This window comes from Pantoea sp. PSNIH1 (assembly GCF_007680655.1).
In the GTDB taxonomy this organism is placed as follows: domain Bacteria; phylum Pseudomonadota; class Gammaproteobacteria; order Enterobacterales; family Enterobacteriaceae; genus Pantoea; species Pantoea eucrina.
On record NZ_VEIP01000005.1, the window covers coordinates 85,053 to 102,762 of the forward strand.

General features: G+C 55.7%; 15 protein-coding genes and 1 tRNA gene. 12 read left to right on the top strand and 4 right to left on the bottom strand.

The window, feature by feature from the left end; translation table 11 throughout:
* Positions 1 to 60: 60 nt before the first annotated feature.
* From mtlD to FS690_RS13740, 3 genes are all read right to left on the bottom strand, one after another.
* The gene (mtlD, locus tag FS690_RS13730) at positions 61 to 1,209 is read right to left on the bottom strand and encodes a mannitol-1-phosphate 5-dehydrogenase (RefSeq protein WP_039381626.1); all 1,149 of its coding nucleotides are present in this window, start codon (positions 1,207 to 1,209) and stop codon (positions 61 to 63) included.
* 93 nt (positions 1,210 to 1,302) lie between these two features.
* Positions 1,303 to 3,237 (bottom strand): PTS mannitol transporter subunit IICBA, encoded by a 1,935-nt coding sequence (locus tag FS690_RS13735; protein WP_039381628.1) that lies wholly within the window; start codon positions 3,235 to 3,237, stop codon positions 1,303 to 1,305.
* A gap of 431 nt (positions 3,238 to 3,668) precedes the next feature.
* Positions 3,669 to 4,385 carry a DUF3053 domain-containing protein gene (locus tag FS690_RS13740; RefSeq protein WP_071668231.1) on the bottom strand — a complete coding sequence of 239 codons (717 nt, stop codon included), beginning with the start codon at positions 4,383 to 4,385 and terminating at the stop codon, positions 3,669 to 3,671.
* 699 nt (positions 4,386 to 5,084) lie between these two features.
* Between FS690_RS13740 and FS690_RS13745 the strand changes: the two genes are divergently transcribed.
* Complete coding sequence (locus FS690_RS13745; RefSeq protein ID WP_039381633.1) at positions 5,085 to 5,381, top strand: HTH-type transcriptional regulator; 297 nt, start codon at positions 5,085 to 5,087, stop codon at positions 5,379 to 5,381.
* A gap of 41 nt (positions 5,382 to 5,422) precedes the next feature.
* Here FS690_RS13745 and FS690_RS13750 read toward each other — a convergent pair whose 3' ends face one another.
* Positions 5,423 to 6,016 (bottom strand): HD domain-containing protein, encoded by a 594-nt coding sequence (locus FS690_RS13750; RefSeq protein WP_104085869.1) that lies wholly within the window; start codon positions 6,014 to 6,016, stop codon positions 5,423 to 5,425.
* A 60-nt stretch (positions 6,017 to 6,076) separates the two neighbouring features.
* Here FS690_RS13750 and FS690_RS13755 point away from each other — a divergent pair, with 60 nt between their 5' ends.
* From FS690_RS13755 to bcsQ, 11 genes are all read left to right on the top strand, one after another.
* A complete protein-coding gene (locus tag FS690_RS13755) occupies positions 6,077 to 6,541 on the top strand; it encodes a MarR family winged helix-turn-helix transcriptional regulator (RefSeq protein ID WP_071668230.1) in 465 nt (154 codons plus the stop codon).
* Between the two features lie 73 nt (positions 6,542 to 6,614).
* Positions 6,615 to 7,043, top strand: coding sequence for an organic hydroperoxide resistance protein (locus FS690_RS13760; protein WP_039381640.1), 429 nt, complete (start codon positions 6,615 to 6,617; stop codon positions 7,041 to 7,043).
* Positions 7,044 to 7,303: 260 nt separating this feature from the next.
* Positions 7,304 to 8,995 carry a kdo(2)-lipid A phosphoethanolamine 7''-transferase gene (eptB, locus tag FS690_RS13765; protein WP_039381642.1) on the top strand — a complete coding sequence of 564 codons (1,692 nt, stop codon included), beginning with the start codon at positions 7,304 to 7,306 and terminating at the stop codon, positions 8,993 to 8,995.
* A gap of 121 nt (positions 8,996 to 9,116) precedes the next feature.
* Positions 9,117 to 9,193, top strand: a tRNA-Pro gene (locus FS690_RS13770).
* Positions 9,194 to 10,034: 841 nt separating this feature from the next.
* A complete protein-coding gene (dppA, locus tag FS690_RS13775; protein WP_145339788.1) occupies positions 10,035 to 11,645 on the top strand; it encodes a dipeptide ABC transporter periplasmic-binding protein DppA in 1,611 nt (536 codons plus the stop codon).
* Positions 11,646 to 11,845: 200 nt separating this feature from the next.
* Entirely contained in the window at positions 11,846 to 12,865 is a 1,020-nt protein-coding gene (gene dppB / locus FS690_RS13780) for a dipeptide ABC transporter permease DppB (RefSeq protein WP_039381648.1), read from the top strand.
* Positions 12,866 to 12,874: 9 nt separating this feature from the next.
* Positions 12,875 to 13,777, top strand: coding sequence for a dipeptide ABC transporter permease DppC (dppC, locus tag FS690_RS13785; RefSeq protein ID WP_039381650.1), 903 nt, complete (start codon positions 12,875 to 12,877; stop codon positions 13,775 to 13,777).
* Between the two features lie 12 nt (positions 13,778 to 13,789).
* Positions 13,790 to 14,776, top strand: coding sequence for a dipeptide ABC transporter ATP-binding protein (dppD, locus tag FS690_RS13790; protein ID WP_039381653.1), 987 nt, complete (start codon positions 13,790 to 13,792; stop codon positions 14,774 to 14,776).
* Positions 14,766 to 15,776, top strand: coding sequence for a dipeptide ABC transporter ATP-binding subunit DppF (gene dppF / locus FS690_RS13795; RefSeq protein WP_039381655.1), 1,011 nt, complete (start codon positions 14,766 to 14,768; stop codon positions 15,774 to 15,776). Before dppD ends, dppF begins: the two co-directional genes overlap by 11 nt.
* A gap of 474 nt (positions 15,777 to 16,250) precedes the next feature.
* Positions 16,251 to 16,868 carry a cellulose biosynthesis protein BcsO gene (gene bcsO, locus FS690_RS13800; RefSeq protein ID WP_145339789.1) on the top strand — a complete coding sequence of 206 codons (618 nt, stop codon included), beginning with the start codon at positions 16,251 to 16,253 and terminating at the stop codon, positions 16,866 to 16,868.
* A complete protein-coding gene (bcsQ, locus tag FS690_RS13805) occupies positions 16,859 to 17,659 on the top strand; it encodes a cellulose biosynthesis protein BcsQ (protein ID WP_071668229.1) in 801 nt (266 codons plus the stop codon). The genes bcsO and bcsQ overlap by 10 nt, the downstream gene beginning before the upstream one ends.
* Positions 17,660 to 17,710: the final 51 nt, after the last annotated feature.

Sequence of the window (17,710 nt, forward strand, 5' to 3'; positions counted from 1 at the left end):
TCAGCTACCGTCTGCGGGCGCAACCCTGTTGCGCCCGGTTTGCTCACCCGGGGGCGCGCATTATGCCATAGCGCTGTAAGCGCTCACCACAGCCTCTACTGCCTGACTCTCCGGCTCCAGGCCGGAAATTTTTACCAGCGTCTCTGCAACGCCCTGTTCCGCGATCAGCGTGGCCAGCTCCTGAGCCTGCGGATCGGCATCGCTGCGGTAGTGCATCGCGGCTGCGATCCCCTGCACCAGATTATCGTGCGGTAGCTGGTACTCCAGCGTGCCGAGCAGCGGTTTAATCAGGCGATCGCCTGCGCTCAGCTTGCGCAGCGGCTGGCGGCCTACGCGCTCGACGTCATCTTTCAGGTAAGGGTTCTCAAAGCGGGTAAGGATTTTGCTGATGTAAGCCGCATGTTTCTCTGCATCAAAATCGTAGCGCCTGATCAGAACGGCGCCGCTCTCCTGCATGGCCCCCTCAACCACGGCGCGAATGCGGCTATCCAGGATCGCATCGCGAATGGTTACATGACCCGCCAGTTTGCCCAGATAAGCGGTAATAGCGTGGCCGGTATTAAGGGTAAAGAGCTTGCGTTCAACAAACGCCATCAGATTGTCGGTCAGTTCCATGCCAGGGATCGCCGGCAGCGCCCCTTTAAACTGCGTTTTATCAACAATCCATTCGCTGAAGGTCTCAACGGTCACTTCCAGCGGATCGCTGCTGCCCGCTTCAGAAGGCGGGACAATACGATCCACGGCGGAATCGACAAAGCCGACGTGCGCTTCTGCCCAGGCGTGATGCTGCGCCGGCAGCGCCTTCAGCACATGCTGCTTCAGCTGACTGGTGCCGCGCACCATATTTTCGCAGGCGATGATGTTAAGCGGTGCCGTATTACCCCGATCGTGACGGGCGATCAGACCCTGCGCCACGCTGCCGGCAATACGTTCGAGGATCTGCGGTCCGACGGCAGTCGTGACCAGATCGACTTCAGCGATCAGCGCAATGATGTCATCGCTGGTGCTGTTAACGGCGCTGACGCCGGTGACCGTCTCCGTTTTTGCCTGTTCGCCAACAACATGAACCGGATAAGTGTGACGGGCGTTAAGGGCATCCAGCACAACCTGATTGACGTCAGCAAAGACCAGCTCGATGCCGGCATCGGCCAGCAGCTTGCCGATAAATCCGCGACCAATATTGCCTGCTCCAAAATGTAACGCTTTCATAAAATTGACCCATCTCAAATAGCGAAAGGGCGGGCATTTCCGCCCCGGACACAGGGCGGGCCTGCCCGCCCCGGGGAAAAAACTGCTGACTGATTACGCTTTGACGCTGCTGCCTGAGAGCAGATCCAGCACTTCCTGCACGCTGCGGGTCTGCGCCAGTCGTTCAATCACGCTATCATCATCCAGCGCGTTGGTCAGGCTGGTGATCACCTGAATGTGCTCATTGTTGCGGGCCGCAATCCCGATCACCAGGCGCGCCACCTCATCCGGCTCATCGCCAAACTGTACGCCTGCCGGATACTGACAGAACACCACGCCTGTTTTCAGCACGCGATCTTTCGCTTCTACCGTTCCGTGCGGAACCGCAATCGACTCACCCAGATAGGTTGGCGTCAGCTTTTCACGGGCCAGCATCGCCTCAACGTACTCTGGCTGGACATAGCCACCTTTTACCAGCTGCTCACCGGCAAAGCGGATCGCCTGTTCTTTGTTGCTGGCGCTCAGATCGAGGAATACGTTATCCGTCCCGAGCTTAAACAGGTGCGTATTCTCGTTATCAAAGCTGTCTGCCAGCGTTGACTGCACCGTTTCGCGATGCGCCACGCTGCGGTTTACCGTGACCAGTCGCTCGGTCAGGTTGGTGTAGAGCGCGCTATCAAGGAAATTATTCAGCGAGATATGCTGCGCCTGCGGTGCCTGACGCATCGCCCGTTCCGTAAGATCGCGGTGTGTGATCACCAGGTCAACGTCACCCGGCAGCGCATTAATAGCGCTGTTCGTCACCGACACATTCGTGAGGCCCGCATCCTGCACTTTTTTGCGCAGCACGCCGGCACCCATGGCGCTGGAACCCATACCGGCGTCACAGGCAACGATGATTTTACGCACGTGGCTCACGTCTACGCTGTGAGCGTCAGCTACTACCGGCGCGCCTGCCGCCGGCTGGCCTTTAGACTGCGCTTTCATGTCGCGCATACGCTGGGTCGCCGCTTCAATATCTTCGTCTTCTTTCACTTTGCTGGTTTTCAGCAGGATAGAAGAGACAACAAAAGAGACGGCAAAAGCGGCTACGATAGCGGCAACGTTAGCAAAATAGGCGCCTTTTGGCGTCATCGCCAGCACGGCCAGGATAGAACCCGGTGACGCCGGAGAGACCAGGCCGCCATTCAGCAGCGTCAGCGTAAATACGCCGGTCATACCGCCCAGGATCACCGCCAGCAGCAGGCGCGGCGCCATCAGCACATACGGGAAGTAAATCTCATGGATGCCGCCGAGGAAGTGGATAATAGCGGCACCGCCCGCTGACTGTTTGGCGCTGCCGCGACCAAAGATCATATAAGCGACCAGCACGCCCATCCCCGGGCCCGGGTTAGCTTCGATCAGGAAGAAGATCGATTTACCCGCTTCGCTCGCCTGCTGAATACCCAGCGGCGAGAAAATGCCGTGGTTGATGGCGTTGTTAAGGAACAGGATTTTCGCCGGCTCAACGAAAATAGAGGTCAGCGGCAGCAGGTTGTTCTGCACCATCAGGTTAACCCCGGCGGCGAGAATGTGCGACAGCCCCTGCACCAGCGGACCAATAGCCAGGAACGCCAGCAGCGCCAGCAGCATACCGATGATGCCGGCGGAGAAGTTATTCACCAGCATCTCGAAACCGCTTTTGATCTTGCCGTCAACGGCCCGGTCAAACGCGCGGATTGCCCAGCCGCCCAGCGGTCCGGCAAGCATCGCACCGAGGAACATCGGCATATCGGCACCGACAATGACGCCCATTGTCGTAATGGCGCCGACCACGCCACCGCGATCGCCGCCGACCAGACGGCCACCGGTGAAGCCAATCAGCAGCGGCAGCAGATAGGTGATCATCGGACCGACGAGTTTCGCCAGCGTTTCGTTCGGGATCCATCCGGTTGGAATAAACAGCGCGGTGATGATACCCCATGCGATAAACGCACCGATGTTAGGCATCACCATATTACTCAGAAAGCGACCAAAGCTCTGCACTCTGACCTTGACTGATGAGGACATAAACCCACCCCTTATTGAGACGCGCTGCAATAAGAGCGCGCATTTGTTTTTGTTGAGACGTTACGGCGGGGGCCGTGGCATTACTGTATGCAGGCGGACTCTAGCACTTGTTCAGGAGCGTGCGTAGCGTCCGGAATTAGTGTGATCCATATCACGCAAAAGCGGGGTGAACAGGGGGGGTTAATGTGACTCTTGTCACACAAAGACGGGATAAAAAAGTAGCGGCGCCGAAAAATTCAGCAAAAAAGCGGGTTTTATGTGATAAGCCTCACTCTTTGGTAGTGCGGGTTTATTGCGAAAGTGTGATTAGCGTCACAAAGAATTTCTGGTCATAATTGCGCCAGATCACAGGCGGGTAGGTAAAGCGACAGGCCGTTATAAAGCGAAGCGCAGCGAGAACCGGGCAGTGGTAATACTGCCCGTAACCGGCGTTATTGCCAGGAACCCTGTACTGCATTTTGCGCCTGCGTCAGCGCCTGCGCATTTGCAGACAGCTCACTCATCAGCGCATTGTACCGGGTCGCCTGATCCTGCGTCGGGAACTGTACGCCACCATCATTAAAAGTGACGCGTGTTCCCTGCGATTGCAGATAGTCTCCGGTCTGTACAGCGCTCTGGCTCAGCGCCTGCAGCTTAGGCAGCAGCGGGATCAGCGTGCCTGCCGGCTGTGTAACCACTTTTGCATAGGCTGCGTCATACGACTTTTTCAGGTCGTCGGGCTGTTTAAGCGTCGCCTTGCTGCTGTCAGCCTGCATTTTCGCGCTCTGGATCTGCTGCGTCAGAACGCTGAGATTGCCGCTCACCTGACGCAGGGTATCGCGGCGGGTCAGATAATCCTGCGGAACGCGAATCGCTGCCAGCTCATCCACGACCGGACGCATACCCTGTTCCGTGGCCTGACTCACCTGCTGAGAAAAGCCATACAGAATGGCATAGTCACTGGCGTAGTTACCGAAGGTCTGCTTCTGGTTTTCACTCAGTGCCGGCAGATGTTCACCGCTGCGCATCACGGTATTTTGCAGAAAATCGTTAAACGCCTTACGCTGATCGCCCTCTTTGTCACCGCAGGCGGTGAGTTGCAATATGACCAGCGCGCTGGCGAGCAGCATGCCGGTACGCATCCAGATGCGGGAAGTTCCTGACGCCATGTTTCAACTCCTGTCGTGACAAAATGGCAATATGTGAATCGCTGAGAATGGTCCTAAAGAATAGTGCAATGGCCTGGCGTGCACAATGACCGAAGGCGTGCAGTGTGATGCTCTCCGGTCAGCGCGCCCGTGTGGCACAGCAATAGTCAACGATGAGGCAGACCGCTGCCCTATTTCAGCCCCTGACCAGCGTAGCAGGCGAAGGAGTGCACGCAGCAGAGGCGGCATAACTCATAACCTTTCCTTTAATATGCATCAGACTGGTGCATCTCTGCTCTATTATTGAGCACAATGCGAACAAAAATGCCGCAGCGGCGGTGCGAAACGTCCGCAGGATGCGAAATGCGGATCTGGCGCTATTTTTGCTTCATTCAGGACAGGGGGCAGAGTGTGACAGACAGCAACTTTTTACCTGACAGGCACTTAAGCGTTACTGCAGGTTTTAGCCATAAGCAAGATGAAAAAATAATCAAAAAACAGACAGCAATTCCTGGATTCTGACCCATACTAAGAAACCCGGCAATTGTTGCATTGCGCTGACATGTTCGCAGTGCCCAGCAGGCTGTGTCCCGTAACGGTTTTATAACTCTAACGTCCAAACCGCTGCGGGATGCAGCCTGATAAAGCCTGGTTTCAGCATCATTTGATGCTTACCTCTCTACTTTCACGTGCTTCATAGTGAGTTTTAAGGAGTTCTCTATGGAATTAAAAGATCCAATGGTTGAATTACTCAGCAGTCTTGAGCAAATTGTTTTGACACGTGATGCTAAGCCTTCCGTATCAGATATTGCACTCAACACGGTGTCAGTTCCCGAGCCACAGCGTTTACGTGAGATGACCGGCATGCAGGTGGATGAGTTCGCCCGCGTGATGGGGGTGAGCGTCTCATCAGTAAAAAGCTGGGAAGCGCAGCGCACGCGCCCCTCCGCTACGGCACGCAAATTGATGAAGCTGCTGCAGGCGAATCCCTATCTGGGACGGCAGCTGCTTGAGTAACCAATTATCGGTTCTCCGAACCCGCCTGCACGGCGGGTTTTTTATTTCAGCGCTTCAAATTTAGCCGCCTGACGGGCGAACCAGCTTTCCGGAACGTTATAGGGGGGCTGCGACAGTTGCTGCAATCCCTGTTTGATATTCTGATGCGCCTGCTGCCAGAGCTGTTTATCGCCCTGCAGCAGTAGCTGAATCTGCACCTGCTTCTCAATCAGATAAACGCGCGCAAAATCCGGGTCAAACTGCACTATCGCGCGGGTATTATCGATAATATCTGCCAGCTTGATCGTCTGCGCTTCGGGTGAGGCGTCCGCCGTATGCCGGAAGTGTGCCAGTTTGCGCGCCGCGCGGTTTCTGGCCTGCGGCTGGGCGCTGTCAGTCAGCATCGCGACCAGGCCGGCTACGCGCTGGCCAAACTGCTGTTCAATATCCTGTAGCGTGCTGGATGTGTCTTCTACCGTATCGTGCAGCCAGGCAGCTGCCAGCATCTCTTCATCATCGGTTACGCTGCGCACCAGTTCAGCCACTGCCTGCGGGTGAACGATATAGGGCTCATCGGTGTATTTACGTCGCTGGCCTGTGGCTGCATGAAGTTCAGTAGCAAAACGACGCGCCTGCTCCTCCAGTGAATCCTGCATCTTCACTCTCCCGTGAAAAGTAGCTTGCAATTATCTAGCGCGCTATCTATATTAATTTGCATGAACAGTAATCAAGATGGCAAAAAAGTGAAGCGGCCGCCACTCCAGGTTGATCAGCATCTCTGTTTCGCGCTCTACTCGGCGAATCTGGCCATGCATAAGGTCTATCGTCAGCAGCTGGCGGCACTCAATATCACCTATCCGCAATACCTGGTGATGCTGGTGCTCTGGGTGCAGGATGATGTCACGGTGTCAGAGATTGGCGAACAGCTGTTTCTTGACTCCGCGACGCTGACGCCGCTGCTTAAGCGGCTGGAAACAGCCGGGCTGGTGCGCCGGCAGCGTTCACGCCAGGATGAACGGCAGGTCGTGGTGACGCTGACCGATGAGGGGCGCGAGCTACAGGCGCGCGCCGCTGCGATTCCGGAAGCGGTGCAGTGTGCGACGGCCTGTGACACCGGGACGATGGCAGCGCTGAAAGAGCAGCTTGATATGCTGCGCACCAATCTGAACCGCGCAGGCTGACTGCGCGGATAAAAAAGCATTTACATCGGCGCGGATAAGTAGCGCGTTATTATATAGCGAACGGAGATAAAGTATGTCTTTAGACAAAGTGGTTTATACAGCTAAAGCAAAAGCAACCGGTGGCCGTGACGGACGTGCAACCTCTTCTGACAACGTCCTGGACGTTAAGCTGGGCGTGCCAAAAGAGATGGGCGGAGCCGGTGGCGAGGCGACTAATCCGGAGCAGCTGTTTGCTGCAGGCTATTCAGCCTGTTTCCTCGGCGCCATGAAATTTGTTGCCGGTCGCGACAAAATCGCGATGCCAAAAGAGGCGTGGATTGAAGGTGAAGTTGGCATCGGCCCGATTCCGACCGGTTTTGGTATTGAAGCTACGCTGAATATCCACCTGCCGGAGATGGATGCTGCAGAAGCCCAAAAGCTGGTCGATGCTGCACACATCGTGTGCCCTTACTCTAATGCCACCCGCGGCAATATCGACGTGACGCTGAATATCATTAATTAAGCACGCACGCGGTTAACCGGGCTCCTGCGGGAGCCTTTTTTATTCACCCGCTTTTAGCCCGCACAAAAAAATCTGGTCTTACCATTGGTTAAATGTTCTACTGCTGCGCTTAACACGGCATCGCAGTTATTTTCGGTTCAGATTCGTCCCGATCCTGCTCGATACGTCACGCTTTTCCATTCTCAAAGCGAACCTTGCTGTCTGAACAGAGTCACAGGAACGGTGATAAATCGACACCGGGTCGGGAACAGAAAATTTAAATGAATTATATCAAAAGTTTAACTCAGCAGAAGCTTTCTCTGCTGCTCGCACTTTATCTTGGCATCCTGCTAAACCTGCCAATTTTTTACCGCCGCTTTGACGGCTTCTTAACCAAATCAACCCCGTCCGACTGGCTTTCTGCTGTTGCTGAAGTCACGGCCGCTGTTTTACTTACCTTTTTCCTGATGCGCCTGCTCTCGCTGGGTGGAAAATGGGCTTACCGCGTGCTGGCGAGTCTGCTGGTGGTGATTTCCGTGGCCGCGGCATATTACATGACCTTCTTTAATGTCGTGATTGGCTACGGCATTGTGGCTTCGGTTATGACAACCGACATCGATCTCTCTAAAGAAGTGATCGGCCTGCATTTTATTGTCTGGATGGTGCTGGTCAGCGCGCTGCCGCTGCTGCTGATCTGGCGCAACCGGCTGCGTATGACGCTGATTGAGCAGCTAAAAACACCGGGACAGCGCCTGAAACCGGTAGCCATTATGCTGCTGAGCGTGGCGCTGGTATGGCTGCCGATCCGCTATTTTGACAAACTGCAGAAAACGCAGGAAGAGATCACGAATATCGATCTGCCCAGCTATGGCGGGGTAGTGGCACACTCTTATCTGCCTTCTAACTGGATTGCTGCTCTGGGGCTGTTTACCTGGACTAAAGTGGATGAAAAGCTGGACAGCGAAGCGCTGTTCGATCCGGCGAAAAACTTTACCTATGTGGCACCGGCAGGCATTGATGACACTTACGTCGTGTTTGTTATCGGTGAAACCACGCGCTGGGATCATATGGGGATGCTGGGCTACGATCGCGATACCACGCCAAAGCTCTCCAAAGAGAAAAACCTGGTGGCGTTCCGCGGTGAGTCCTGCGACACCGCAACCAAGCTCTCGCTGCGCTGCATGTTTGTTCGCGAAGGCGGCACCATGGATAATCCGGGCCGTACTCTGAAAGAGCAGAACGTATTTGCCGTCATGAAAGAGCTGGGTTTTACCTCTGAGCTGTTCGCCATGCAGAGCGAGGTCTGGTTCTATGACAATGCTGATGTGAATAACTTCTCTTTCCGCGAGCAGATCGGCTCTGAAAAGCGTAATCAGGGTAAAGCGGTAGACGACATGCTGCTGGTGCCGGAACTGCAGGCTTCCCTGCAGCGTTTCCCGAAAGGCAAACATCTGGTGGTGCTGCATACCAAAGGCTCACACTATCTTTACTCGCAGCGCTATCCCCGCAGCTTCGCGCGTTATCAGCCTGAGTGCATGGGCGTGGATGACACCTGCAGCAAGGCGCAGTTGATCAACGCTTATGACAACTCTGTTTTGTATGTGGACTCGATGCTCGACAGCGTACTGGATCAGCTGCGTGATAAAAAAGCGCTGGTGTTCTATGCGGCGGACCACGGCGAGTCGATCAGCGAAAATATGCACCTGCACGGCACCCCACGTGAGATGGCGCCGCCTGAGCAGTTCCGCGTGCCGATGATGGTCTGGGCGTCCGATAAATACCTGGACGATCCGGTGAACCGCAGCAACTTTGAGCGACTGCAGGCGCAGCAGCGTGTCGGTAAAACGCATCGTCACGTTGAGCTGTTTGATACCATACTGGGCTGTCTGGGCTACACCTCACCCAATGGCGGTATCAATCCGGCAAACAACTGGTGTCAGGCTCCCGCCGCTAAAGCACCGAGCAATCTCTGACCGGTATGCCCGCGCTGAGATCGCCTTCCCGGCGCGGTTGCCTGCTTTTCAGGCAATCAGGCAGCTTTAAAGGGAAAAGGGATTGACGCTGTAAAGGCGCAGCAGTAATATTCGCCCCCATCGGCGAGTAGCGCAGCTTGGTAGCGCAACTGGTTTGGGACCAGTGGGTCGGAGGTTCGAATCCTCTCTCGCCGACCATCATTTAAGAAACCTGCTTTGCAAAAAGCAGGTTTTTTTCGTCTGTCGTATTTGCACTCTCAGGGTGAAATCCGCGACCGCTCCGTAAAGACCAGGTCCGTCCCTGATCGCCCGTCACACGCCATCCATGGCGTGTGACGCTTTACTCCACGGCCCCGCATTTCACCCTTTATCCGGCTTCGGTGATGACTGAGGATTTACTGGCCTTCCCTGAACCAGACTCACATCCCGGCAGCGATCAAGCAAAGTCATCAATTTACGCGTTCCATTAATCATCACCGGGATAAACCTTATTATTCCTCAACACCGCTCTTCATCACTTGCTGCATCAAAGCACCTCTCTTAATTCGCGACACATTCTGCTTATGACCGGCTTTTGCTTTTTGCTGATTTCTTATGCCATTACGCCAGCATATTTCGCTACCCGAACGTCATAACGCACGGGGAATCGTTCAGATATTCGACGTTTATCGACAATTTTAAAATGTTTTTTAGCGGTGATAATCACTGTTATTTGACGCAAGCGCCAGATAATCCAGCGGTATCGAACGCTTTTTCACCGCCTTATATATCGGTTTCTCTCTCCAGTGCTCTTTTTTATCGTTGCTTGCACTTACTCACACTCTGTGTAAATAACCCCATGTTGTATTGACGTTCGTTGCAACTGTTGACAAATTGATGCCTCAGTAAGATGTAGAGACGGACGCATCTGGCTGGTGTATCCCGCCAGGGCAATAACAATAACCGCTCACATTCTGGTCGCTGTCAGACCTGCCCGTACCGCATAAAAAAATCAGAGGACGGGCGATGCACACAACATCACATCACAATGGAGCAAAACATGATGAACTCCCGGGCTAAATCCAGGATGCTGAAGGCCGGTCTCAGCCTGATTGCGATGACCGTCGCTGCCGGTGTTCAGGCGAAGACCCTTGTCTACTGTTCAGAAGGCTCGCCGGAAGGTTTCAACCCGCAGCTCTTTACCTCTGGCACCACCTATGACGCCAGCTCGGTCCCGATTTATAACCGTCTGGTTGAGTTTAAAACCGGCACCACTGAACTGCAGCCAGGCCTGGCTGAAAAGTGGGATGTCAGCGAAGATGGCAAAACCTACACTTTCCACCTGCGCCAGGGCGTGAAGTGGCAGAGCACGAAAGATTTCAAACCAACGCGTGAATTTAACGCCGATGACGTGGTGTTTTCATTTGAGCGCCAGCTCGATAAAAACAATAAATTCCACGGCGTCTCTGGCGGCAGCTACGAATATTTTGAAGGCATGGATATGCCGAAGCTGATCGGCAAAATTGAAAAAGTTGACGATCACACCGTGCGTTTTACCCTGACCCGTCCTGAAGCGCCTTTCCTCGCTGACCTCGGTATGGACTTCGCCTCTATTCTTTCTAAAGAGTATGCGGATAACATGCTGAAAGCAGGCACGCCGGAAAAACTCGATCTGAATCCGGTCGGCACCGGCCCGTTTGTACTGCAGCAGTATCAGAAAGATTCACGCATTCTCTACAAAGCGAACCCGGACTTCTGGGGCACTAAACCAAAAATCGATCGTCTGGTCTTCTCTATTACGCCAGATGCGTCAGTGCGCTACGCCAAGCTGCAGAAGGGCGAGTGCCAGGTGATGCCTTATCCAAACCCGGCTGACATCGCCAGCATGAAGAAAGACAGCAAAATCAATCTGATGGAGCAGCCTGGCCTGAACGTGGGTTATCTCTCATTTAACACAGAGAAAAAGCCGCTGGATAACGCCAAAGTGCGTCAGGCACTGACCATGGCGGTCAACAAGCAGGCGATCATCGATGCGGTCTATCAGGGAGCAGGGCAGGCAGCGAAAAACCTGATCCCGCCAACCATGTGGGGCTATAACGACCAGATCAAAGATTACGCCTACGATCCGGAAAAAGCCAAAGCGCTGCTGAAAGAAGCAGGCATGGCGGATGGCTTCTCTATCGATCTCTGGGCAATGCCGGTGCAGCGTCCATACAACCCGAACGCGCGCCGCATGGCGGAGATGGTTCAGGCGGACTGGGCGAAAATTGGCGTAAAAGCCAAAATTGTTACCTATGAGTGGGGCGAATATCTCAAGCGCGCCAAAGCAGGTGAACACCAGACGGTGATGATGGGCTGGACCGGCGACAATGGCGATCCGGATAACTTCTTTGCCACCCTGTTCAGCTGTGCAGCGGCAAAAGATGGCTCCAACTACTCCCGCTGGTGCTACAAGCCGTTTGAAGATCTGATCCAGCCGGCCCGTGCGGAAGCCGATCACAATAAACGTATTGCGCTCTACAAGCAGGCGCAGGTTGTTATGCACGATCAGGCTCCGGCACTGATCATTGCACACTCGACCGTCTATGAGCCTGTCAGCAAGAAAGTAAGCGGCTATGTGGTTGATCCGTTAGGTAAGCATCACTTCGAAAACGTCGATATTCAGGAATAACCCTTTCGGATTATCACGGTGAGGGCCAGCCTGCTGGCCCTCGGATGCGCTCTTCGCCATCCGTGTCCCGTACTTTTTTCCGGCAAATACTTTTACTGAAGCGCTGCCTGCATCGCGTCCGGCTTTGCCGACCGCGCGTTATGAGCAATGTAGTCCCGCGACGACTTTCCGCTGCGGGAGAATGACTGAGAATCCGGCTTATGCTGCAATTCATACTCCGACGTCTGGGCCTTGTCATCCCGACGTTTATCGGTATTACCCTACTGACCTTTGCGTTTGTTCATCTGATCCCCGGCGACCCGGTGCTGATCATGGCGGGCGAACGCGGTATCTCCCCGGAGCGTCACGCACAGCTGATGGCGCAGTTTGGCCTCGACCAGCCGATGTGGAAGCAGTACATCACCTATATCAACGGGGTGCTGCACGGCGATCTCGGTATCTCTCTGAAGAGCCGCATTCCGGTGTGGGATGAGTTTGTCCCGCGCTTCCAGGCGACGCTGGAGCTGGGCATCTGTGCCATGCTGTTTGCTATCGCCGTGGGTATTCCGGTGGGCGTACTGGCCGCCGTAAAGCGCGGATCGGTTTTCGATCATACCGCCGTGGGGATCTCCCTGACCGGCTACTCCATGCCGATCTTCTGGTGGGGGATCATGCTGATTATGCTGGTATCGGTGCAGCTCAACCTGACGCCGGTCTCTGGCCGGGTCAGCGATACCATCTTCCTTGACGACAGCCATCCCCTGACCGGCTTTATGCTGATCGATACGCTCCTGTGGGGGGAAGAGGGCGACTTCAAAGATGCGGTCATGCATATGATCCTGCCGGCGATTGTGCTGGGCACCATTCCGCTGGCGGTGATTGTGCGTATGACGCGCTCCTCCATGCTGGAGGTGCTGGGCGAGGATTATATCCGCACCGCCCGCGCCAAAGGGCTGACGCGCATGCGGGTTATTGTCGTGCATGCGCTGCGTAATGCGATGCTGCCGGTGGTTACCGTTATCGGTCTGCAGGTCGGTACGCTGCTGGCCGGTGCGATTCTGACCGAGACTATCTTCTCATGGCCGGGTCTGGGCCGCTGGCTGATTGAAGCGCTGCAGCGCCGCGACTATCCGGTAGTGCAGGGCGGCGTGCTGCTGGTTGCCATCCTGATCATTCTGGTCAACCTGCTGGTTGATCTGCTGTATGGCGTGGTTAACCCGCGCATCCGACATAAGAAATAAGGGGGAGCTATGTCTGCTGTTGAACCCGCGCGCGTAACTGCCGCACCAAAGCCGATGACCCCGTTTCAGGAATTCTGGCACTATTTTAAACGTAATAAGGGCGCAGTCATCGGCCTGGTCTACATCACGCTGATGCTGCTGATTGCAATTTTTGCCGATTTTCTGGCACCGCACGGTCCGGCAGAGCAGTTCCGCGATGCGCTGCTGCATCCGCCGGTATGGCAGGAGGGCGGCAGCTGGAGTTATATCCTCGGCACCGATGATGTGGGCCGCGATATTTTGTCACGCCTGATGTTCGGGGCGCGCCTGTCGCTGCTGGTAGGCTGCCTGGTCGTGGTACTGTCACTGATTTTTGGCGTGATTTTTGGACTGATGGCGGGCTACCTCGGTGGCGTGGTGGATGCCACTATTATGCGTCTGGTCGATATCATGCTGGCGCTGCCCAGCCTGCTGCTGGCGCTGGTGCTGGTAGCCATCTTTGGCCCCTCCATCGTCAACGCTTCGCTGGCGCTGACGTTTGTGGCGCTGCCGCACTATATCCGCCTGACGCGCGCGGCGGTGCTGGTTGAGGTTAACCGCGATTATGTCACCGCTTCCGGCGTAGCAGGTGCGGGAACGCTGCGTCAGATGTTCATCAATATTCTGCCAAACTGCCTGGCTCCGCTGATTGTGCAGGCATCGCTCGGTTTCTCTAACGCCATCCTCGACATGGCGGCGCTGGGCTTTCTCGGAATGGGGGCGCAGCCGCCGACGCCGGAGTGGGGCACCATGCTCTCTGACGTTCTGCAGTATGCGCAAAGTGCCTGGTGGGTAGTGACCTTCCCCGGAGTGGTCATCCTGCTGACGGTTCTGGCATTCAACCTCATGGGCGATGGTTTGCGTGATGCACTCGACCCGAAACTCAAGCAGTAAAGAGGCACCGAGATGGCGTTATTAAATGTAGAGAAGTTATCGGTGCATTTCGGCGACGAAAAAACACCGTTCCGTGCGGTTGACCGCATCAGTTATCAGGTCGAGCAGGGCCAGGTCGTAGGGATTGTCGGTGAGTCGGGCTCCGGTAAATCAGTCAGTTCGCTGGCGATTATGGGTCTGATCGATTTTCCTGGCCGCGTCATGGCTGAGAAGCTGGAGTTTAACCAGCGCGATTTGCAGAAGATTTCTGAAAAAGAGCGCCGGCAGCTGGTTGGCGCAGAAGTGGCGATGATTTTTCAGGATCCGATGACCAGCCTCAATCCCTGCTATACCGTGGGTTTCCAGATTATGGAAGCGCTCAAGGTGCACCAGGGCGGCAGTAAACGCACCCGCCGCCAGCGCGCTATCGATCTGCTGGAGCAGGTGGGTATTCCCGATCCGGCTTCGCGGCTTGATGTCTATCCGCACCAGCTGTCGGGCGGCATGAGCCAGCGCGTGATGATCGCCATGGCGATTGCCTGCAAGCCTAAGCTGCTGATTGCCGATGAGCCAACCACGGCGCTGGATGTCACCATTCAGGCGCAGATCATCGAACTGCTGCTGGCGCTGCAGAAGCAGGAGAACATGGCGCTGATCCTCATCACCCACGATCTGGCGCTGGTTGCCGAAGCGGCGCAGCACATTATTGTGATGTATGCCGGTCAGGTGGTGGAGAGCGGCAAAGCCGTGGATATCTTCAGGGCGCCGCGTCATCCCTATACGCAGGCGCTGCTGCGGGCGCTGCCGGAGTTTGCGGCAGACAAGGCGCGGCTGGCATCGCTGCCGGGCGTGGTGCCGGGCAAATATGACCGGCCCTCTGGCTGCCTGCTGAATCCGCGCTGCCCCTATGTGACCGATCGCTGCCGTACCGAAGAACCTGCGCTGCGCGACATTCCGGGCCGCCAGTCTAAATGCCACTTCCCACTGGATGATGCCGGGAGACCGACCTATGAGTCCTGATAACACGAAGCAGGATTATCTGCTGCAGGCGATTGACCTGAAAAAACACTACCCTGTGAAGAAAGGCCTGTTTGGTCAGGAGCGCCTGGTGAAGGCGCTGGATGGCGTCTCCTTCAACCTCGAACGGGGTAAAACGCTGGCGGTAGTCGGTGAGTCGGGCTGCGGAAAATCCACGCTTGGCCGTCTGCTGACCATGATCGAAACCCCGACCGAAGGCGAGCTTTACTGGCACGGACAGGATTTGCTGAAGCACGATCCGCAGGCGCAAAAACTGCGCCGGCAGAAAATTCAGATCATCTTTCAGAACCCCTATGGCTCGCTCAACCCGCGTAAAAAAATCAGCCAGATCCTTGAGGAGCCGCTGATTATCAACACCGCGCTGAGCAAAGCGGAGCGGCGCGAAAAAACGCTGGAGATGATGGCGAAAGTGGGTCTCAAGACCGAACATTACGATCGCTACCCGCACATGTTCTCCGGCGGTCAGCGTCAGCGTATTGCCATTGCGCGCGGACTGATGCTGGATCCGGATGTCCTGATCGCGGATGAGCCGGTTTCAGCGCTCGATGTTTCGGTACGCGCGCAGGTGCTGAACCTGATGATGGATCTGCAGCAGGACCTGGGCCTCTCCTACGTCTTTATTTCGCACGACCTCTCAGTGGTGGAGCACATCGCCGATGAAGTTATGGTGATGTACCTCGGGCGCTGCGTGGAGAAAGGCAGTAAAGAGGCGATCTTCAGCAATCCGCGCCATCCTTATACGCAGGCGCTGCTTTCCGCCACGCCGCGTCTTAATCCGGATGAGCGGCGCGAGCGTATCAAACTGACCGGTGAGCTGCCCAGCCCGCTCAATCCGCCGCCGGGCTGTGCGTTCAACGCGCGCTGCCGGCGCCGTTTTGGCACCTGCGTGCAGCTGCAGCCAAAACTCAAACGCTATGGCGATCAGCAGGTTGCCTGCTTTGCCGTCGATCAGGATGAAAACCAGCCGCTGGAAACACCCTGATTAACGTCACTGATAAAAAAGGCTCCCGCGGGAGCCTTTCTTTTTTTTAGCGAAAACAGTTCAGCAATGCTAACCTTTATCAGGTTAACCGGGCACAGGACCGGAAATCTATCACATTACGTTATCTGACCATCAGCGACAGGACTCCCCGCGCAGCGCGCTAAGACAAATTCTTAAATCACCGTGCAGGCGTTGCCGGCTGAACCGCTGGGGTTACGCAACACTAAAATCATAAATATCCTTATTTTACAGATATTTAATTTCTTTTCGGCGGCATTTTCGTTTCGGTTAACGGCAATGCATTAGTCTCTTTTCGCCGCGCATCTCCCGCCGGTAAAGCATCCGGTTTTTTATAAACACCGATAAAGCAGCTTTATCAGATATGCGGTTTTAATAATCAGAATTTTCTCACCGTCTTTTAATGTGTGTGCTATATTCGCCAAAAAATTCCCTCTGCTTTCACAGGCACTGATCATGAAGAATTATGACGATCTGCAGCGTTTCAAAGAAAAAACGCAGACGCTTGATATCGATTTCAAAGATATGTCGGGTCAGGCGCAGAGCGCCGATCATCATCAGTGGGCCATTCTGCGCCAGCTGAGCACAGATGATGCGCCGGAGCTGGGCCAGGGGCAGCGTATCGATCTGCCGCAGCCACAGCCGGCCGGCCCTGAGGCATTTGCCGCGCCAGCCATACCTGCCGCTCCGCGTGCTCCGGCAGAGGAGGGCGCCTCGCTGCTCAGCAGCCTGGCGGCCACCGCGCCGGTCCGCGAGGCCGCGCCGGGCAGCAGTGCGCTGTTTCCGCCGCCGCCGCCGCCGAAGCGCGCGCCGGCAGCGATGCCCGCGGCGGCGCTTGTGGAGCGGCAGCGCGCCGGCTCACTGTTTCCGCCTCCGCTTTCTGAGCCGGTCGTGACCCGCCCCGCGGCCCCGCAGCCGCCTGCCAGCGCGGTGCCGGCCGCAGCAGCGCCTGTTGCTCCGCCCGCCTCTGCCCGCTTCAGCACGCTGTTTCGCTCGCGTCCTGCTGAACCCGCCGTATTGTCTAAAGAAACACTCCTCAAACCGCTACTGGAGAAGATTGCGTTATGCCGTTAGTTTGTGTGTGCTCGCCAAAAGGGGGAGTAGGGAAGACCACCATGGCGGCCAACCTTGCATGGAGTCTGGCGCGCGCCGGCAGCAAGGTGCTGGCAATCGATTTTGATGTGCAGAATGCGCTGCGTCTGCATTTTGGCGTCCCGCTGCAGGATGGCCGCGGCTTTGTTGCGCGCTCTGAAGAGCAGGCTGACTGGAGCCAGTCGATTCTGACCACCGGCGGCAATATTTTTGTGCTGCCCTACGGCGACGTCACAGAGGAGCAGCGTGAACGCTTTGAGCACAAGCTTGCCAGCGACACCCATTTTTTGCGGCGCGGTCTCGATACCGTGCTGAATTATCCCGGCCTGGTAATTGTGGCCGATTTTCCTCCCGGTCCGGGGCCGGCGCTTAAAGCGATGCAGCAACTTGCCGATATGCATTTAGTAGTCATGCTTGCGGATACGGCATCCGTCTCTCTGCTGCCGCAAATTGAAAATAACCGCATGATTGGTCAGCCGCTGAATAATAAACATGGCCACTATTTTGTGCTGAACCAAAGCGACAATCGCCGCAATATCAGCCGTGAAGTCACATCATTTATGCAGCAGCGTCTGGGCGATAGCCTGCTCGGCGTTGTCCACCGCGATGAAAGCGTGGCGGAAGCGAATGCATCACAGCAGTCAGTGTACGACTTCAGCCCCGCTTCGGCGGCCGCGTTCGATATTGAACTGGTGGCAAAGCGCGTGGCTAATTTGCTCAGTATTCAGGTCGGCAACGGTGAAGTTCAGGCGCCGATCCGCAGCCAGTATTAATAGCCGGGCTCAGGCACGGCTCAAATAATTTATAACGCTTTTTCAGGGTGA